Genomic DNA, 16,914 nt, shown 5'->3' with positions numbered 1-16,914 from the left:
AGACAGGAGGAAACCCGTGAGTGATGCCCCCGACCTGAAGGGCAGAACGGCCTTGGTGACCGGGGGAGCGGGCGGCATCGGAGCCGCGATCTGCCGGGAACTCGCCGCCGCGGGGACCCGTGTGCTGATCGCCGACGTCGACGAGGCCGGAGCCCGCCGCGTGGCCGACGAGCTGCCCGACGCCGTCCCGCTCGTCGTTGACCTCGACGACCAGCACGACGTGGCCGCGCTCGGCCGCGACGTGATCGACCGGTTCGGCGGTGTCGACATCCTGGTCAACAACGCAGGAGTCAGCACGGTCGAGCCGTTCGCCCAGAGCGACCCGGCCTCCTGGGACCGCATGTGGCGTATCAACCTGCGGGCACCGATGCTGCTCTCCCACATCCTCCTGCCGGGGATGCGGGAACGCGGCTGGGGCCGGCTTGTGTTCATCTCCACCGACGGCGCCCGCGCCGGAGCCGGCGGCGAAAGCGTGTACGCCACGTGCAAGGCAGGACTGTTCGGTCTGGCCAAGACCCTCGCCCGTGAAGCCGCCCGGCAAGGCGTCACCAGCAACGTGGTGTGCCCGGGTCTGGTCGACACCCCGATGCTGCGCAAAGTCGGCGAGGAACGCCCTGGAATGATGCAGGCGCTCCTGCGCACGGTGCCGGTGCGCCGGGCCGGCCAACCGGACGAGGTGGCAGGCCTGGTTACCTATCTCAGCGGTGACTCGGCGGCCTACCTCACCGGCCAGACGATCAGCGTCAGCGGCGGCGTCACGATGGCGTGACTGTTCACACCACAGGAGACAAGCGATGGACGACCTGCACGCCGCCGCTCCGGCCGAGAGCAACTGGGGCCGCTGGGGCGAGGACGACGAACGGGGAGCAGCCAACCTCCTCACCCCCGAGGCCATCCTGGGCGCCGCCGGGACCGTGCGCGAAGGACGACTGCTCAGCCTCGGAATGCCCATCCGCGGCTCGACCTCCGGTCCGGCCCAGGCATCGGTCCCACACCTGCCCGGGCGGCCGCTGCCTCAGCACTTCATGTCCGTCGACGGTGCCGACTACCTGGCCGGGGCACGGCTGTTGAACGGGGTGATCGGTGTGGCTGACGACGCCCTTATGATCTCCCACCACGGCACGACCACGCACATGGACGCCCTGTGCCACATGTGGCGCGGCGAGACGCTGTACAACGGTCACTCCGCCGCCCGGGTCCGCTCCTACGGGGCAACTCGCTGCGGCATCGAGAAGGCTGGCCCCCTTGTCACGCGCGGTGTCTTCTTCGACGTGCCGGCCCACCTCGGCGTGCCCCACCTGGATGAATCGGTCAGGATTGGAGCCGACCTCCTGCGGGACGTCGCGAAAGAACAGGCCATCAGTCTGCGCCCAGGAGACGTAGCCGTCATCCGCACCGGTTGGCCCACCGTCTACGAGGTTGACCGCGCGCGTTATCAAGGGGGCCAGCCCGGCTTGAGCCATGACGGTGGCCTGTGGCTCGCCGATCACGATGTCGCCGCTGTGGCCTGTGACAATGCCGCGGTGGGAGCCCTGGCCATGGACGGCAGCTTTGACGTGGGCCCCGATGAGGACCTCCACCTGCTCTTGCTGTGGAGTCGGGGTATCTACCTTCTGGAGATGCTCTGGCTCGAAGAGCTCGCCCGCGCGGGTCGCCACGAATTCCTCTTCATGGCCGCCCCATTGGCCCTCGAGGGCGGAACGGGCAGTGCGGTCAACCCGGTTGCGGTTCTCTGAGCGATTCACCGAGAACCCATACCGAGCAGCAGGCTGAGGACAAGTCTCATCGGCTCCATGCGGACCGCTGGCCTCGGGCCAGCGGTCCGAGCGACTCAGATCGTCAAAACCAATCGGTCGATCCCTCGAGCGAGGGCGAGATCCTTGCCGGTGACACCGCCAGAGTCGTGTGTTGTCAACCCAAAGGTGATGCGTCGCCATCGGATGTCGATGTCCGGGTGATGGTTCAGTGCCTCGGCCAGGACACCGACCCGGTGGACGAGATCCACACCGGTCAGGAAGCTCGGGGCTTCGATCGTGCGGGCTATCCGGGATGTGTCGCCGGACCAGCCGGGAAGAGATGCGAGTTCCTTGGACAAGAATTCTGAGGTCAGGGGCGCCTGATCGCTCACCTTGAACCGTCCGAGGCGGAGACGGATCCAGGGACGGCACGCGGAACGATGCCGATGCTTTCCCTCACCGCTTCGATGGGTTGATCGAAGAGCTCCTCAAGCCTGAAGGACAGGAACGGCTTTGCTGCGTATCCGCGGCTGTACCCTTCGATGAATGCCCGGATCTGCAAGCGCGCGTCCTCGGGGTTCTTGAGCGCGGCATGCAGAAATACGGCTGACTCCTGTATGACGCTGTGGATCATCAAGATGCCGCCACCATCTGGGTGGTATCGGTCCTGCTGGCCGAAGTAGAACCCCGTGATGGCCGTCTCGTCCAGAATGCTTGTGTCGTAACCGGTCAGGGTGTGGACGAGGTCGTGGGTCTGCATCAGACGGTCCCGCATGTACAGCGCGTCGCTCGTCACCTCGACCGGTTCGTAGAACTGTGGTGCCAGACCGTTGTCCCGCATGTGTCGGGCGTACGCGTGCCCCAGGGTGCCTTCGGGGAGCATCAGCAACGCGTCGAGGTCATGGGGAGCCGGCTGATACACGAAGCACGCCGAGCAGCACGGTCCACGGGCCCGGATCCGAGGGCTGGAGCCGCGCGGCGCGGTGGTAGGCCGCGATGATGGCCTGCCGGTCGTCGTGCCGTCCGCGTCGGCGTCCGTGGAGCAGAGCCGCCCATGCGTGGAGCAGCAGTAGATCGGCGTTTTCGGGTCGGCGGCGAGACCACGGATGGATGGTGGAGGGTGTGACCGTCGTGGCAAGGACGGTGAACCAGTGGGTGCGCCGGTCCCGGTCCTGGTGGCCCGCCTCGTGGAGCAACTCCTCCACCAGGTCGATGTGCATGTCGAGTAACCCGGGTCCGAGGTCAGCCGACCCGGCGCCTGAATGTCACGGACAATAGCAAGCAAGCGCTTGGTGTGCACCGTAGTACCGGGAGTGATGGCTGGCGGATGCCACGAGTTCGCGCACCCATGGTTTCCACCCCGAAGGGTCGATCTCAGCGGAACGCCGGGATGACCTCCTTGGCGAAGAACCGCAGCGTCTTCTTCATCTCGTCGAGGGGAATCGGGCGCGTACTGCCGAAGTCGCACATCAGCTGGGAGTAGCCGAACTCCTGGAGCATGCGGATCTGGGAGATGACCCGCTCGGGGTCTCCGATCACCTCCAGCTGCTCCCACCGGAAGTCGTTGTCGACCGCGCCGCCCTTGAGGTAGCGGTCCTGCCAGTACTCGAAGCCCTTGGCGACCTGGCCCGTAGCCGAGTCGATCGGGGCGCTCTGGGCGTTGAAGATGCGGGAACGGTCGAAGAGCTTCTCGAAGCGCTCCTGGTCGGCCCGTGCCTGCTCGACGGTGGGGGCGACGTACACCGCGCGCGTGATCACGAGTTCGATGTCCGCGTCGTCATGTCCTGCGGCGGATGCTGCGGCGTGCCAGGCCTCGGCGGCGCGCCCGACCTTCTTGAACGGTGCTGCCGGATCGGCCAGGATCGGCAGGCCGCGCGCGGCGTACAACTCGACGGTCTCCGGACTCACCGCCGCGACGTACACCGGGGGATGGGGCTTCTGCTCGGGCTTCGGTACCAGGTTGATCGTGCCAGTGCGGTAGTACGGGCCCTCGTGGCTGAACTCGTCCTGGGTCCAGAGTCCCTGGATGACCTCCAAGCCCTCGTTGAAGCGGTCACGGGCCTCGGCAAGGTCGAGGCCGAATGACTCGAACTCCACGCTCTGGTAACCGCGTCCGACGCCGAAATCGACACGCCCTCCCGAGAGCACGTCGAGCTGGGCGATTTGCTCCGCGATGTGGACCGGATTGTGCAGGGGCAGCACCACGATGCCCGTGCCCAGCCGCAGCCGTTCGGTCCGGGCCGCGATGTACGACAGCAATGCCGGTGTGCATGGCACGACGCCGTAGCCGCGGAAGTGGTGCTCGGCAATCCAGAAGCCGTCGAATCCGAGTTCCTCGACGTACTCAGCCAGTTCCAGGTTGTAGTCGTACACCTCGCGGACGCTCATGCCGTCGAAGCGGTGGAACAGGTTGAACGTGGAGAACTTCATGGGCCGTCGCGGTGCTGACACTCTGCGCTCCTCAGGGGACTGGACGGTCCGACGACCTGGGGGCACGGCTGTATTCCGGCTCTCACGGCAGGTGCGCCGGGACGCCCGCCGGTGCGGTCGTCGGTTGTCGGACAGCGTCTGCATATGACAGATGATCCAACTAGCAGACCAAGCGTTAGCTTGGTTTGTACAGTAGCAGTGCGATCGCCGTCCGAGAAGCGGGCCGCAGTGCTGCGAGGAGACAGACATGAACGACTTCACCGACCGCCCCGGCGCGGCCGTCGTCGCCGGAGCCACCGGCGGTATCGGTGCAGCCATCACCCGGATGCTGGCCGAGCGGGGCAGCGATGTCGCCCTGACCTACCGGAAGAACGCCGATGCTGCGGATGAACTAGCCGGCGAGGTCCGCCGGTCGGGACAGCGGGCGGCCACCTGGCAACTGGACCTGTCCGACGAGGAGGCGACCGGGCGTTTCCTCGACGAGGTCGTCGACCAGTTCGGCGGCATTCACGCGGTCGTGTATGCCGCGGGACCGCATGTGCCCATGGTGCACCTCAGCCGCGTGTCGCCTGCGCAGTTCCGTCGGCAGGTCGAGCAGGACGCCGTCGCGTTCTTCAACCTCGTCCAGCCTTCGCTGTCGCACCTTCGCGACTCGGGGGGATCCCTCGTTGCGGTGACCACCGCCGCCACCCGACGCTTCCCCGTGCGGGACGGCCTCTCGGCCGGCCCCAAGGGGGCCGTGGAGGCGCTGGTGCGGGGCATAGCGGCCGAGGAGGGGCGCTTCGGTGTCCGTGCCAACTGTGTCGGCCCCGGGATGCTGGTGGACGGCATGGCGGCCCGGTTGATGGACTCCGGCGACCTCGACGAGAAGGCGCTCGACGTCACCAAGGCCAACATCCCGCTGCGCCGGTTCGGAACCGCGTGTGACATCGCCGAGGCGGTCTGCTTCCTGGCGTCGGGCCGGGCCGGATTCATCAGCGGGCAGACGCTCGACGTGGACGGGGCATACGGAGTCTGACCATGCAACGACCTTGACAGGGCCCGGGTGCCGCAACAAGCTTGCAACCAAGCATGCGCTTGGTTGTTAAGGTGGCGGTGTGCCTGCCCGCGAGCCGCAAAGAGGTGCCCGAGCGGGCGTGAACAGGGACGGAGCTGAAGCTGTATGGCCCACGAGGTTCGGAACCGGATGCGATTCGGTGTCTTCCTGCCGCCGCTGTATCGTCCGAGCGGCAATCCCAGCTGGGACCTCGAGCGCAGCCTGCAACTGGCAGAGAAACTGGACGCTCTCGGCTTCGACGAGCTGTACTTCGGAGAGCACCACTCCGGCGGCTGGGAGATCTTCGGAAGCCCGGAAATCATGATCGCAGCCGCGGCTCAGCGCACGCAGCGCATCAATCTCGGCACGGGCGTGATCTCGCTGCCGTACCACCATCCGTTCAACGTGGCGGACCGTGCACTCCTTCTGGACCATCTCACCCGCGGCAGGGCCATCATCGGCGTCGGTCCCGGTGCACTGCCGTCCGACGCCGCCATGCTGGGCATCGACTACACGACGGCCCGCGAGCGCATGGAGGAGTCGCTGGAGGCGATCCTGGCCCTGCTCGAGCAGGATGGCCACGTCGACCGCAAGACCGAGTGGTTCGAACTGTGCCGGGCCCAGCTGCACATGAAGCCCTACACCCGGCCGCGACCGGAGTTCCTCGTCACGGCGGTCGCTTCCCCTTCGGGGCCGCGGCTGGCAGGACGACTGGGCCTTCCCATGCTCGCCCTCACCGTGTCCACGCCCGCCGGCAAGGAAGCGCTCGCCGAGCACTGGCGGATCGCTGAGGAGGAAGCGACCAAGGCCGGTCGGTCGGCACCGGATCGCGCCCGCTGGCGGCTGGTCACGCCCATGCATATCGCACCCACCACGGCAAAGGCCGAGGACCAGGTTGCATACGGCATCGAGGACTCGGGCGAATACTTCTTCCGGGACGCGGGCATCCTGCGAAACTTGATCGAATCCGCCGGACTGCCGCCGGACGCCTCGAAGACGGATGTCTTCCGGAGTACGGGCATGGGCGTCATCGGCACCCCGCAGGACGCCATCGAGCACATCGAGGGTCTCCAGGAGACCTCTGGCGGCTTCGGCACCTACCTGATCATGCTCCAGGACTGGGCCGACCACACGGACACCCTCCGCTCGCTGGAGCTGTTCGCCGAGTACGTGATGCCGCACTTCCAGGACGCCACCGTTCGCCGCGAGGAGAACTGGTCCACGTTCCAGGCTGATTCGGAACGAGCCATCGAGGTCGCCAACGAGGCGGCACGCAAGGCGCGTGAGACGTACGAGCGGAGCCAGAGCCGATGACAATGCAGAGCACGGAGGCCTCCAAGGAGCGGCTGAAGGGCCGAGTCGCCCTGGTTACCGGCGCCGCCCGCGGTCAGGGGGAGGCAATCGCCCGGCTCTTCGCCGCCGAAGGCGCCAAGGTCGTCCTCGCCGACGTGCTGACGGAGCCCGGCGAGAAGCTGGCAGCCGAACTCGGCGATGCCGCACGGTTCGTCCGCCTGGACGTCGCCGACGAAGACCAGTGGCAGGCTGCGGTCGACCTGGCCGTCGGCTCGTTCGGACACCTGGACGCCCTGGTCAACAACGCAGGCATCCTCCTTATGGCCTCCTTGTACGACACCACGGCAGAGCAGTTCCGCCGCGTCGTGGAGGTCAATCAGGTCGGAATCTTCCTCGGTATGAAGGCCGCCGCGCCGGCCATCGCCGCGGCGGGCGGCGGGACCATCGTCAACTCCGCGTCGATCAACGCATTCGTCGGAGTCGCCGGGACCACCGCCTACTCCGCTTCCAAGTGGGCGATACGGGGTCTGACACGTACCGCAGCCATGGAACTGGGTTCCAAGAACATCCGCGTCAACACCGTTGCCCCGGGCAGCGTGGCGACCGCAATGATCGCACCGGACGGCGTCGATGCAATGCCCGAGACAGCCAAGGAAGCGTTCGCGAAACTGCCGCTCGGCCGCCTCGGCCAGCCGCAGGAGATCGCCAGCGCGGTGCTGTTCCTCACCAGCCATGAGTCGTCGTACTGCACCGGCGCCGAATTCATCGTGGACGGCGGGTCGCTGGCCGGCCCGGTGTACGACTGAGGAGCGGGAATGAATTCTTCGGCAGGCTCCCCTTCTCAGGACCGCGCAACCGCGATCGTCACCGGCGCCGCCCAGGGCATCGGCCGTGTCACGGCACTCGCCCTCGCCGCACAAGGCGCACGGGTCACGATCCTCGACATCAACGGAGACGGCGCCCACGCGGTCGCCGACGAGGTACGGGCCGCTGGCGGCGAAGCGCACACCGTGGTTGGCGATGTCGCCAAGGAACCCGACGTGGCCCGCATGGTGGAAGAGACACTCTCCCGTTTCGGCCGTCTCGACGTCCTGGTCAACAACGCGGTTGTGTATGACCGTGAGATCGAGGGCCAGGACCTCAACGTCGTCTCCACGCCGAACGAGGTGTGGGACCGCACGATGGCTGTCAACCTGCAGGGTGCCGTGCTCGGCTGCCGTCACGCGATCCCGGCCATGGTTGCCGGCGGGGGCGGCTCGATCGTCAACGTCGGTTCCACTGCGGGATTTAGCGGCGACACCAACCACGTCGCCTATGCCGCCTCGATGGCGGCGAAGTACTCTCTGACCCGCTCGATCGCCACCTCGCACGGAAAGCTCGGGATCCGCTGCAACGCCATCGCCACCGGTCTGGTACTCAGCCCGACGGCACGCGGCAACCTCGACCCCGTCAAGCTGGGCGTCTACCGCGACAACCTCCTGGTTCCGGATTTCGCCGAACCTGAGGACATTGCCTCGATCATCGTCTTCCTGGGTTCCCAGGCGGGCCGCTACATCACCGGGCAGACGATCATCGCGGATGGCGGATTCCAGGCCCACCAGCCCTGGCACGCGCAGGCACACATCGTGCATCCCAACGCCGTGCTTTGAGGGAGCGCATACCCCAATACTCGGTCGGCCGGTCCAGTGTCCTCCGGCCGGCCGATCCCCTTCTTCGCTCTGAAGGCGGTGACGCATGCTCTTCGGGCTGCAAATGTTCCCGGCCGACTATTCGATGACACCGATCGAGTCGGGTGCCGCCGCCGAGGTGTGTGCATTCGAGTCCGTGTTCTTCCCGGAGCACAGCCACATTCCCGTCTCGCGTGATTCCGCCTCGCCCACCGGGGAGACTCTGCCGCGGGAGTACTCGCACGCACTCGACCCGTTCGTGGCCATGGCGGCCGTGGCCGCCACCTCCTCACAGGTGCGTATCGGGACGGCCATCTGCCTGGTCGCGCAGCGCGACCCCATCCTGCTGGCCGAGCAGATCGCCTCCCTCGACGTGGTGTCAGGCGGCCGCTTCCTGTTCGGGGTGGGGGCCGGATGGAACGTCGAGGAGATGCGCAACCACGGAACCGATCCGGCGACACGATGGCGGCTTCTGCAGGAACGGATCGAGGCCATGACCGCGATCTGGACACAGGACGAGGCCGCCTACCACGGCACGCTGGTCGACTTCGACCCCCTCTGGTCATGGCCCAAGCCAGTACAGCGCCCGCGCCCACCCGTCCTGATCGGCGGGGGAGGGCCTCGCGTGCTGAACCGTGTGCTCGCCTACGGCGACGAGTGGATGCCGTTCCGCGACGGCAGCGACAACTGGGCCTCGGCCGACTTCCGATCCGGCCGCCCCGAAGCGTTCGACACCGAACTCACCGCCCGAATCGCCGAGTTGCAGCACCTCGCTGCCGAACTCGGCCGCGCCCCGGTACCCGTCACCCTGTTCGACGCCCAGGCCCACCCCGACGCGATCGAGCGGTACGCGGCCATGGGCGTACACCGTTGCATCTTCTGGCTCCCATCCGAGCGTGCGGACGTGCTGCTGCCTCGCATCGACCACATGGCAAAGGAGTGCTTGCCCCGATGAACGAGCCGCTTTCCGGGCACGTGACCGTGCCCCTTCTGATCTACCGGTACGCCGGACTCCTCGACTCCGGTGACTTCATAGGCGTGGGGGGAGCTCTTCGCCGACGCAGTCATCCAGGTGCAAGAGACCGGGACGCAATACACAGGCCGCAACGAAGTCGCGTCCATGTACGAAGAGTGGGTGCGGATCTACCCCGACAACGGCACCCCGCACACACGGCACATCACCACGAACCTCATGCTCGACGTGCACGACGATGCGAATACCTCGGTGACTTGAGCCAGCACCTTATGCAGAAGTTCACGGTGTCCGCCACATATAGCCCTGTACCGCAGCCCGAGGAGCCAACGTGAGCCAAATTCTGCTGTGGTCGGGCACGTTGGGGCGGGTGAACTTCGATGACCGCCTCCAAGCTGTCGGCGCGGCCGGCTACGGATCCATGAGTGTGTTCCCGTGGGATTGCCGCCCTCCCGGCTCGGGCACATCGCGTGGACCGAGGATGCGGCGCCTGGCCGCCGCAATCGATGTCCGCCTCGCAGCGCTCGACCCGCTGACAACGTGGCTCCCGCGGTGGGAGCCACGCATGGACGTCACCGCTGATGCGCCGCAGATCGCGGAGCGAATCCGCTACGCGCAGTTCTTCGGGGCCTATTCGGTCCACGACTGCCTCGGCTTCGCCCAGGACGTCGGTGCCGACCTCATCTCACTGATCGAACCGTACGGAAGGCACGTTCCGACGGAGCTGGGGGCGGAGGCGTACGCGCGAGTATGCGATCAGGCCGCCGGGCAGGGGCTGCGTGTCCAACTGGAATTCATGCCATTCAGCGGCATTCCGGATCTGAGGAGCGCCTGGGAGATCGTGCGCCTGGCTGGCCGCTCCAACGGCGGCCTTGTGCTGGACACGTGGCATTTCTACCGCAGCGCTCCGGACTACCAGTTGCTCGCAGAGATTCCCCCGGAGAAGGTGTTCTCGGTGCAACTGTCGGACGGCCCAGCCCGCCCGGAGCCCGATCTGTGGCACGCGGCCACGCACGACCGACTCCTCCCGGGAGCCGGCGACTTCGACCTGGCGACCGTGCTCCGGACCCTATGGGCGAACGGCGGCAGCCCGACCGTGGGGCCGGAGTCGGTCTCGGACCACCTGGCAGCGATGGACGCCACGGATGCGGCGAGGCGAGCGGCCAGGGCCACGCACTCGGCACTTGCCGCCGCCAACACGCGGTAGGGGCTTTGCCGTAGGACACCATGCCGGTCCCGAGCGCCGCCGAGGAAGCCCCGGACCATCATCTTCCCGACTCGCCGCGGTGCTGCCGCGCGCCGATGCTCTCCAACGCCCGCCAGGGATGGCATGGACACTCCTGGCGGGCTTGCGCGCGGCCTGCTCGGCTTCCTCCTCTGTCGGCGTTCGGCGATCACGGCCCTGTTGCCTCGGAGTTCCCGACGGTGAGATGCCCCCACCGAGTGCGGATCTCCCGGCGCAGCAGCTTGCCGCTTCCGCCCGAGGAGTCCTGCGCATGGGGGAGTGCGTCGACGATCACCACTGCGTCCGGATGCGCCTCGTCGGGCAGGCGGCGGGCCAACTCCTTCCGTACGGTGTCGAGATCGAGGGTGCGCCTCGGTGTCGGCTGCACGGCGAGCAGGATCTGCTGACGCTCCGCGTCCTCGGGCACACCGACTGCGCCAGCCTCGGCAACACCGTCGATGCCCAGTGCGGCGTCCTCGACTTCACCGGGGAGCACGTAGCGGGTCGGCGTGCGGATCGCGTCCTGTCGCCGGCCGAGCACGGTGAGCGTGCCGGTGGGGTCGAGGATGCCGATGTCGCCACCGACGTACCAGCCGTCGCGCAGCACGTCGGCGGTGCGTTCGGGGTCGCCGTCATACCCGTGCATCACGTGTGGTCCGGTCAGCCACACCTCGCCCACCTCGCCCACGAGGCGCCGTCCCTCGGCGTCGACCACCCTGACGGCGCACCCGGTCCGGGCTCGGCCGGAGGCCCGCACATCCTGGCTGTTGTCGTGCTGAAATCCCACGACGGTGTAGGGCGCCTCCGTCTGTCCGTAGTACGAGCACAGCGCCACACCCGGCAGCCGGTCCAGGATGCGCTGGCGCAGCGAGGGGAGCAGGGGTTCGCCGCCGAGCAGAATGACGCGCAGCGACGACAGGTCCGCATCGGCCTGCCCGTCGGTGCCGAACAGCTGGCTGAAGAAGCTGGGAATGACGCTGATATGGGTGATCTTCTGGGCCGGTACGGCCTCGAGGAAGCGGACGGGACCGAAATCGTTCTCGAGTACCAGGTGCATGCCGGCGTAGAGGGCGGGGCCGGCGATGGCGAAGTATCCGACGCCCCAGATGATGGGGCCTGTGCCGAAGACGGAGTCGTTGTCGTGTGGAACGTCCAGCCACTGCTGGGCGGTTGCAAGGGCGCTCGCATGGGTGTGGACCACGGCCTTGGGTAGTCCGGTTGTGCCAGAGGTGAAGAACAGTGCGAGTTCGTCGCCGTGATGGGCGCCGAGCTCCGGCTCCTGGTCCGAGGCTTCCTCGGTCAGTTGGTCCAGGTCGACGGAGTCTGCAATCGCGCCGCCCAGGCGCAGCCACCGTGACACCTGTGGCAGTTTCGGAGCGATTCCGGCGGCGAGTGCGTCGAAGGCACCTTCGTAGACGAAGGCGCTGCACTTGCTGCGTTCGACCATCGTGGTCGTGATGTCGTCGCTCCAGTAGGGGTTGAGCGTGACGAGTATCGACCCGAGCTTGGCCAGCGCGAGGTAGGTCTCGGCGATGCCCAGCGTGCCACGGAGCAGGACTGCAACGCGGTCGCCGGCGCTCACGCCAGCCTGCTTGAGCGCGTTCGCGCGGCGGTTCACCCGCGCATCGAGGTCTGCGTAGGTGAGCTGGAGGCCGCCCTCATAGCTGACGGCAACCCGGTCGGGATGGCGCCGTGCACCGGCGGTGATCACCGCGTGGGCGTAGTTGCCGTAGGGCGACGGTACTTGTCGTTCTCGCACGTTTTCCTCCTAGTACCCGCACAGTGATCAGCCGGGGCGTCCGCCCGGGGCGTGCTTCAGGTGAGTCTGGGTCCTCGCTGGTCAGTTGTCGGGTACTGCACCCGTGACGTCCAGGGGCACCGCATGCCGTGCTCCGCCTTTGACGAGCTCGGGCACGTAGGGATGGCGAACGTTCATCTTCGTGCGCCGATCGTCGGGTGTGCGCGGTGCTATGGCGCCGGCGTACTCCTTGACGACCTTGAAGTCGAGGAGATCCTTGTCGGCGTCCGTGAGGGTCTCGTATACGTCGTCGTGCTCTATCGCGGGGTAGAAATCCTGGGGTTTGACGAAGTGCTGAGACCAGTGGACGCCCAGGGAGACGCGGGTCTTGTCCGATGTCGAACCCCCTTGGCGGTGCCAGGTACGGCTCGCCCAGAACAGGGCGGACCCGGCCTTGGCGGTCAGCGGCACCAGCCCCGAACCGATGTCCCGTAGCTGTTCGTCCGGATCGGTCCGCAGGTCCGGTGCGGGGAAACGGTGCGAACCGGGCGCCACCAGTGTGGCGCCCATGTCTGCCTCGAAGTCGGAGAGACAGATCATCGCGACGAACATGACCGGTCGGTCCAAGACCAGCGGAATGGCCTGTTGGCCGGCGTGCAGTACTTGACGCGAGTTGCCCCTCCCCAGCAGGACCCCGTTGTATGAACGACGTTGTATGCCTCGTCTCGGAACAGGTGTGCCGCATAGTCGTGCGTGATCGGCTTGTGCAGCACGTCGATGAGTGGGCGTCCCTCGTTCGGCAGGAACCTCACTGCCTGGAACCCGATGCGTTCAGCGGGCCTGGGAGCGCCGACGTAGACGTCGGAAGCGGAGTGCGCGCTCGACGAGAGCATCGTCACCCCCTCGGCCCGCTCCAGTTCGGCCTGTTCCTCCAGCCGCTGCCTGAGTGCAGCTAGTTCTTCAGCTTCTTCAGCGGTCAGGAAGTCCACGTGGACCGTGTACCCGTGTGCGTCGAGGTTGTCCTTGCCCTGCTCCGCGGTGCGGGCTACTGCAAGGGAATGTTCCATTGGCGGACCTCCAGCAGACTGCCGACCTGCGCTGCTGAGACACGGTAGGACGAGGAGCAGATACAATCAAGCGGTTGCTTGGTTCACTTCCGTTGACCGTCCTGCCTCACCCTTGTAACTTAAACCAAGCAAGCGCTCGGTTGATATGGGTGCGGGGATGAGAGGGAACGAACGTGCGCCGTGGCATATATTTGCTCGAAGAGGTCTACTTCCATCCGATGAACTCGCAGCGGCCGCTGGAGTACCTCAAGTGGCTCACCAACTACAAGCGCGAGGATGAGCAGATGACGACCGGCGGGTCGCAGCTGACCAGTGGTCTGTCGGTCCGCTCCAGCGACATCGACCTCGTCGGTGCCTTTTACGCCGTCGGCATCACCGGCCACGAGCAGTTCAAGGCCGTCACCCTGTGGGACTGCGTCGGCGGCTGGGACGGCGGCTGGCGGCAGATGATGGACATCTACGACAACGTCAAGCCGGAGCTGTTCCTCTCCAACATCGACGACCTGCGGCACAAGGCGTTCTCCCGGCCCATGGGTGCAGTCCAGGGTACGCCGGACCTGCAGGCGCTGAAGGCCGATGAGTACACCGCGCCGTTCTTCCTGCACGAGGTCGCCCAGGTCCGCCCCGGCGCGGCGCTGGACTACCTCGCTGCGGTACGGGAAGAGCGCGCACCGATCCTCGCCGACCACGGACACCGCCTCGTCGGCCTGTACGAGGTGCTGCTCAGCGACACGGAGGTTGTCACCTTCTGGGGCACGGACCTCGACGCGCACCTCGCCCTGCAGCGCTCGCGTGATGCCGCGCTCGGCCTGGATGACGAGGTCGCCCCCGACAACCGCCTGCTGACCTGGCAGAAGCGGTCTCGTGAGTTCCTCGACGGCGCCTGGCGCGAGACACTCCTGGCCCCCTACCCCGGCTCGCGGCTGGCACCGCGCAACAGCTGACCTGATTCCGCCGAGGAGGTCGAGATGGCCAAGGGAACACTGCGCGACCGGGCCGCCGTCGCCGGCGTGGGATGGACGCCGTACTCCAAGAACTCCGGCGTCAGCACCCTCACTTTGGCCCAGCGGGCGATCAAGGCGGCGCTGGACGACTGCGGTCTCACCCTGGCGGACGTGGACGGGCTGGCAACGCACTCCGTCGGTGACGCTGTTCCCGCGGCGGTCGTGGCGCATTCCCTCGGCGTCAGTGACCCCCGTTTTCTGGTTGATCTCGTGGGTGGCGGGAGCATGTCGGCGGCGACGGTCGGGGCGGCGGCCATGGCCGTGGCCACCGGACAGGCCGACGTCGTCGTATGCTGGAGGGCCCTCAACGCACGCTCGGAGTTCCGCATGGGCGGCACCGGCCGTGCGGCTCCCACTCTGGTGGAGTTCCAGTACCAGGTCCCCTACGGCCTCCTCACGCCGCCCCAGCAGTACGCGATTGTCGCCCGCTCCTATCTGGAGCGGGCGGGTGCAACCGCAGAAGACCTGGGCAGAGTTGCGATCACACAGCGGGAGCATGCTGCCAAGAACCCCCGGGCCATGATGCGCGAGCCATTGACCATGGAGGCCTACCTCACTTCCCGGTGGATTGCGGAGCCTCTCCGGCTCTTCGACTGCTGCCTGGAGACAGACGCCGCGGTCGCCCTCGTGGTGACGAGCGCTGAACGGGCGCGTGACTTGCGCAGACAGACCGTGCTCATCAGCGGTGCGGCCACCGGCGGCGGGCACAGCCTGTACTCCGGCGGTCGCACCGATTTGTCGGTCAGCGCGGTCCGCGAGATGGCTCCCCGCCTTTACGCCGCAGCCGGCGTCGGCCCCGAGGAGGTCGACGTGGCCGAACTCTACGACGCCTTCACCCCCCTGGTGCTCATGCAACTGGAGGACTACGGGCTGTGCCCGACGAGCGAGGCGGCGGCCTTTGTCGCCTCCGGGGCAACCCGGCTTGATGGAAGGCTGCCGGTGAACACACACGGCGGACATCTGTCGGAAGGCTACGTACACGGCCTCAATCATGTGGTTGAGGCCGTTTTGCAGCTCAGAGGCAGCGCCGCGGGGGAGCGGCAGGTGCCCGGCGCGGAGGTGGCGCTGTGCTCCGGCCAGCCCGGATATGTCTCCGGTGTCACGTCGGCCGTGCTGCTGAGGCGGGACCACTAGCTCTCTCACTTCCGAGACGCACCCCAGCTGCCGACACCAGGCGGGGCGGGAGAAGCCATGTCCGAAGACGCACGGCTGACCCTCGCCGATGTACCGGCCATCGATCTCACCGACGCCCTCTTCCGCGTGAATCCCGCGGCCGCCTTCGCCCGAGTTCGACAGTTGGTGGGCATACGGAGCGGGTCGACAGCGGATCTGTGCAGGTCAGAGGGGCCGGGGTCGCCGGAACACCTCGAAATGTGTGGGCAAACGGTTCTGGGATTACTATTGATCTGACCTCGTGCTCTGCCCGATGATGCGGGCATGTACCTGCGGAAGATCCAGCGGCGGAACAAGGACGGGTCGGTGGTGCGCTACCTCCAACTCGCCCACAACCGGCGCAAGGACGGCACCACGCAGGCGGAAGTGCTCGTCAACTTCGGCCGCGAGGACCGACTCGACGTCGAGGGCCTGCGCCGCCTGGTCGCCTCGATCAACCGCTACCTCGGCGACGAGGACGACAGCGCGACGCCGCTGGGCGCCGAGGCGGCCGGGCCGCTGACGGTGGAGTCCTCCCGGCCGATCGGCGCGAGCTGGCTGCTGGACGGGCTATGGAAACTCCTGGGCATCGACACCGCCCTGGCCTCGCATATCGACGGGCGGAAGTTTCGTACCGACGTCGAGCGCACCCTGTTCGCGCTGGTCGCCAACCGGGCGATCGCCCCGGCCTCCAAGCTCGCCGCCGCCGAGTGGGCCACCTGCGACCAGGTGGTCCCCGGCCTGGACGCGCTCAGCGAACAGCACGCCTACCGGGCCATGGACTTGCTGGTTCAGGCCGATGTCCAGGGCGCCGTGCAGGAGACGGTGTTCTTCTCCGCCGCCCACCTGCTCAACCTCGAGGTCGACCTGGTCTTCTTCGACACCACCTCGACGTACTTCGAGCGCGACGAGGCTGACGCCCCGGACGGCGAGGGCTCCAGCCTGCGGCAGTACGGGCACTCCAAGGACCACCGCAAGGATCTGCCGCAGATCGTCATCGGACTGGCCGTCACCCGCGAGGGCATCCCGGTGCGCTGCTGGACCTGGCCCGGGGGCACCAACGACCAGACCGTCATCACCGAGGTCAAGGACGGCCTGCGGGACTGGCGGCTCGGCCGGGTGGTCACCGTCTGCGATACCGGCTTCTCCTCCGAGGCCAACCAGTCCTACCTCAAGCGGGCCGGCGGCCACTACATCACCGGCATCAAGATGCGCGAGGGCTCCCGCCTCGCCGACCAGGCCCTCGCCCGCCAGGGCCGCTACCAGGAAGTACGCGACAACCTGCGGGTCAAGGAGGTCCGCCTCGACGGCGACGAGGCCAGGCGCTTCATCATCTGCCACAACCCCGCCGAGGCCGAACGCGACCAGGCCCGCCGCGAGGACCAACTCGCCGCGGCCCGTGAGGAACTCGCCCGCATCAAGACCGCCCGTCAAACCGACGCGGCCAGAGCGAAGGCCAAGACTGCGAAGACCGGCAAGCGCGCGGCCCCCTCGGACGCGCCACACCGCAAGGCCGAGTGCGCGCTGCGTGACCACCCGGCGCTGGGCCGCTGGCTCAAGCAGCACCCCACCACCGGACGGCTGTCCATCGAC

The 16,914-nt window shown here is 67.3% G+C and carries 18 protein-coding genes; 11 read left to right on the top strand and 7 right to left on the bottom strand.

The window, feature by feature from the left end; translation table 11 throughout:
* Positions 1 to 16 precede the first annotated feature (16 nt).
* Positions 17 to 769: an SDR family NAD(P)-dependent oxidoreductase gene (locus ACIRPX_RS34915; protein WP_404202811.1), complete on the top strand. Its 753-nt coding sequence runs from the start codon at positions 17 to 19 to the stop codon at positions 767 to 769.
* A 25-nt stretch (positions 770 to 794) separates the two neighbouring features.
* On the top strand, positions 795 to 1,736 hold the full coding sequence (locus tag ACIRPX_RS34910) for a cyclase family protein (RefSeq protein ID WP_404202809.1): 942 nt from the start codon (positions 795 to 797) through the stop codon (positions 1,734 to 1,736).
* Positions 1,737 to 1,831: 95 nt separating this feature from the next.
* On the opposite strand, the gene ACIRPX_RS34905 is transcribed toward ACIRPX_RS34910, so the two are convergent.
* From ACIRPX_RS34905 to ACIRPX_RS34890, 4 genes are all read right to left on the bottom strand, one after another.
* A complete protein-coding gene (locus ACIRPX_RS34905) occupies positions 1,832 to 2,128 on the bottom strand; it encodes a 4a-hydroxytetrahydrobiopterin dehydratase (protein ID WP_404202807.1) in 297 nt (98 codons plus the stop codon).
* Positions 2,125 to 2,658, bottom strand: a complete 534-nt coding sequence (locus tag ACIRPX_RS34900; RefSeq protein ID WP_404202805.1) for a Coq4 family protein — start codon at positions 2,656 to 2,658, stop codon at positions 2,125 to 2,127. The genes ACIRPX_RS34905 and ACIRPX_RS34900 overlap by 4 nt, the downstream gene beginning before the upstream one ends.
* Positions 2,636 to 2,956, bottom strand: a complete 321-nt coding sequence (locus tag ACIRPX_RS34895) for a hypothetical protein (protein ID WP_404202803.1) — start codon at positions 2,954 to 2,956, stop codon at positions 2,636 to 2,638. The genes ACIRPX_RS34900 and ACIRPX_RS34895 overlap by 23 nt, the downstream gene beginning before the upstream one ends.
* Positions 2,957 to 3,110: 154 nt before the next feature.
* Positions 3,111 to 4,187 (bottom strand): LLM class flavin-dependent oxidoreductase, encoded by a 1,077-nt coding sequence (locus ACIRPX_RS34890; RefSeq protein WP_404202801.1) that lies wholly within the window; start codon positions 4,185 to 4,187, stop codon positions 3,111 to 3,113.
* 226 nt (positions 4,188 to 4,413) lie between these two features.
* On the opposite strand from ACIRPX_RS34890, the gene ACIRPX_RS34885 reads away from it, so the two are divergent.
* From ACIRPX_RS34885 to ACIRPX_RS34860, 6 genes are all read left to right on the top strand, one after another.
* Positions 4,414 to 5,184, top strand: a complete 771-nt coding sequence (locus tag ACIRPX_RS34885; protein ID WP_404202799.1) for an SDR family NAD(P)-dependent oxidoreductase — start codon at positions 4,414 to 4,416, stop codon at positions 5,182 to 5,184.
* 144 nt (positions 5,185 to 5,328) lie between these two features.
* Positions 5,329 to 6,516: an LLM class flavin-dependent oxidoreductase gene (locus ACIRPX_RS34880; protein ID WP_404202797.1), complete on the top strand. Its 1,188-nt coding sequence runs from the start codon at positions 5,329 to 5,331 to the stop codon at positions 6,514 to 6,516.
* Positions 6,513 to 7,301: a glucose 1-dehydrogenase gene (locus ACIRPX_RS34875; protein WP_404202795.1), complete on the top strand. Its 789-nt coding sequence runs from the start codon at positions 6,513 to 6,515 to the stop codon at positions 7,299 to 7,301. The genes ACIRPX_RS34880 and ACIRPX_RS34875 overlap by 4 nt, the downstream gene beginning before the upstream one ends.
* A 9-nt stretch (positions 7,302 to 7,310) precedes the next feature.
* On the top strand, positions 7,311 to 8,144 hold the full coding sequence (locus tag ACIRPX_RS34870) for an SDR family NAD(P)-dependent oxidoreductase (protein ID WP_404202793.1): 834 nt from the start codon (positions 7,311 to 7,313) through the stop codon (positions 8,142 to 8,144).
* Between the two features lie 85 nt (positions 8,145 to 8,229).
* A complete protein-coding gene (locus tag ACIRPX_RS34865) occupies positions 8,230 to 9,117 on the top strand; it encodes an LLM class F420-dependent oxidoreductase (protein WP_404202791.1) in 888 nt (295 codons plus the stop codon).
* A 349-nt stretch (positions 9,118 to 9,466) separates the two neighbouring features.
* Positions 9,467 to 10,342, top strand: coding sequence for a sugar phosphate isomerase/epimerase family protein (locus ACIRPX_RS34860; protein WP_404202789.1), 876 nt, complete (start codon positions 9,467 to 9,469; stop codon positions 10,340 to 10,342).
* A 187-nt stretch (positions 10,343 to 10,529) separates the two neighbouring features.
* Here ACIRPX_RS34860 and ACIRPX_RS34855 read toward each other — a convergent pair whose 3' ends face one another.
* The 3 genes from ACIRPX_RS34855 to ACIRPX_RS34845 form a co-directional block, all read right to left on the bottom strand.
* A complete protein-coding gene (locus ACIRPX_RS34855) occupies positions 10,530 to 12,071 on the bottom strand; it encodes a class I adenylate-forming enzyme family protein (protein ID WP_404202787.1) in 1,542 nt (513 codons plus the stop codon).
* Positions 12,072 to 12,200: 129 nt separating this feature from the next.
* On the bottom strand, positions 12,201 to 12,725 hold the full coding sequence (locus ACIRPX_RS34850) for a phytanoyl-CoA dioxygenase family protein (RefSeq protein WP_404202785.1): 525 nt from the start codon (positions 12,723 to 12,725) through the stop codon (positions 12,201 to 12,203).
* Positions 12,695 to 13,165, bottom strand: coding sequence for a hypothetical protein (locus ACIRPX_RS34845; protein WP_404202783.1), 471 nt, complete (start codon positions 13,163 to 13,165; stop codon positions 12,695 to 12,697). The genes ACIRPX_RS34850 and ACIRPX_RS34845 overlap by 31 nt, the downstream gene beginning before the upstream one ends.
* Before the next feature lie 173 nt (positions 13,166 to 13,338).
* Here ACIRPX_RS34845 and ACIRPX_RS34840 point away from each other — a divergent pair, with 173 nt between their 5' ends.
* The 3 genes from ACIRPX_RS34840 to ACIRPX_RS34830 all read left to right on the top strand — a co-directional run.
* Positions 13,339 to 14,109, top strand: coding sequence for a hypothetical protein (locus ACIRPX_RS34840; protein ID WP_404202781.1), 771 nt, complete (start codon positions 13,339 to 13,341; stop codon positions 14,107 to 14,109).
* 24 nt (positions 14,110 to 14,133) lie between these two features.
* A complete protein-coding gene (locus ACIRPX_RS34835) occupies positions 14,134 to 15,303 on the top strand; it encodes a thiolase C-terminal domain-containing protein (protein ID WP_404202779.1) in 1,170 nt (389 codons plus the stop codon).
* A 303-nt stretch (positions 15,304 to 15,606) separates the two neighbouring features.
* A partial coding sequence (locus tag ACIRPX_RS34830) for an IS1634 family transposase (protein ID WP_404202777.1) occupies positions 15,607 to 16,914 on the top strand: 1,308 nt, incomplete at its 3' end.

Origin of the sequence: Streptomyces sp. NPDC101225 (genome assembly GCF_044767585.1) — a bacterium.
Classification (GTDB): Bacteria; Actinomycetota; Actinomycetes; order Streptomycetales; family Streptomycetaceae; genus Streptomyces.
Note: the sequence above shows the minus strand (reverse complement) of the source record. Positions and strands in the feature narration are given on the sequence as shown.

What these genes read in the sequence shown, in the direction of transcription:
- ACIRPX_RS34910 (WP_404202809.1), top strand. Translation starts at nt 795, where the DNA reads ATGGACGACCTGCACGCCGCCGCTCCGGCCGAGAGCAACTGGGGCCGC.
- ACIRPX_RS34895 (WP_404202803.1), bottom strand. Translation starts at nt 2,956, where the DNA reads ATGCACATCGACCTGGTGGAGGAGTTGCTCCACGAGGCGGGCCACCAG.
- ACIRPX_RS34885 (WP_404202799.1), top strand. Translation starts at nt 4,414, where the DNA reads ATGAACGACTTCACCGACCGCCCCGGCGCGGCCGTCGTCGCCGGAGCC.
- ACIRPX_RS34880 (WP_404202797.1), top strand. Translation starts at nt 5,329, where the DNA reads ATGGCCCACGAGGTTCGGAACCGGATGCGATTCGGTGTCTTCCTGCCG.
- ACIRPX_RS34875 (WP_404202795.1), top strand. Translation starts at nt 6,513, where the DNA reads ATGACAATGCAGAGCACGGAGGCCTCCAAGGAGCGGCTGAAGGGCCGA.
- ACIRPX_RS34870 (WP_404202793.1), top strand. Translation starts at nt 7,311, where the DNA reads ATGAATTCTTCGGCAGGCTCCCCTTCTCAGGACCGCGCAACCGCGATC.
- ACIRPX_RS34865 (WP_404202791.1), top strand. Translation starts at nt 8,230, where the DNA reads ATGCTCTTCGGGCTGCAAATGTTCCCGGCCGACTATTCGATGACACCG.
- ACIRPX_RS34845 (WP_404202783.1), bottom strand. Translation starts at nt 13,165, where the DNA reads ATGGAACATTCCCTTGCAGTAGCCCGCACCGCGGAGCAGGGCAAGGAC.
- ACIRPX_RS34835 (WP_404202779.1), top strand. Translation starts at nt 14,134, where the DNA reads ATGGCCAAGGGAACACTGCGCGACCGGGCCGCCGTCGCCGGCGTGGGA.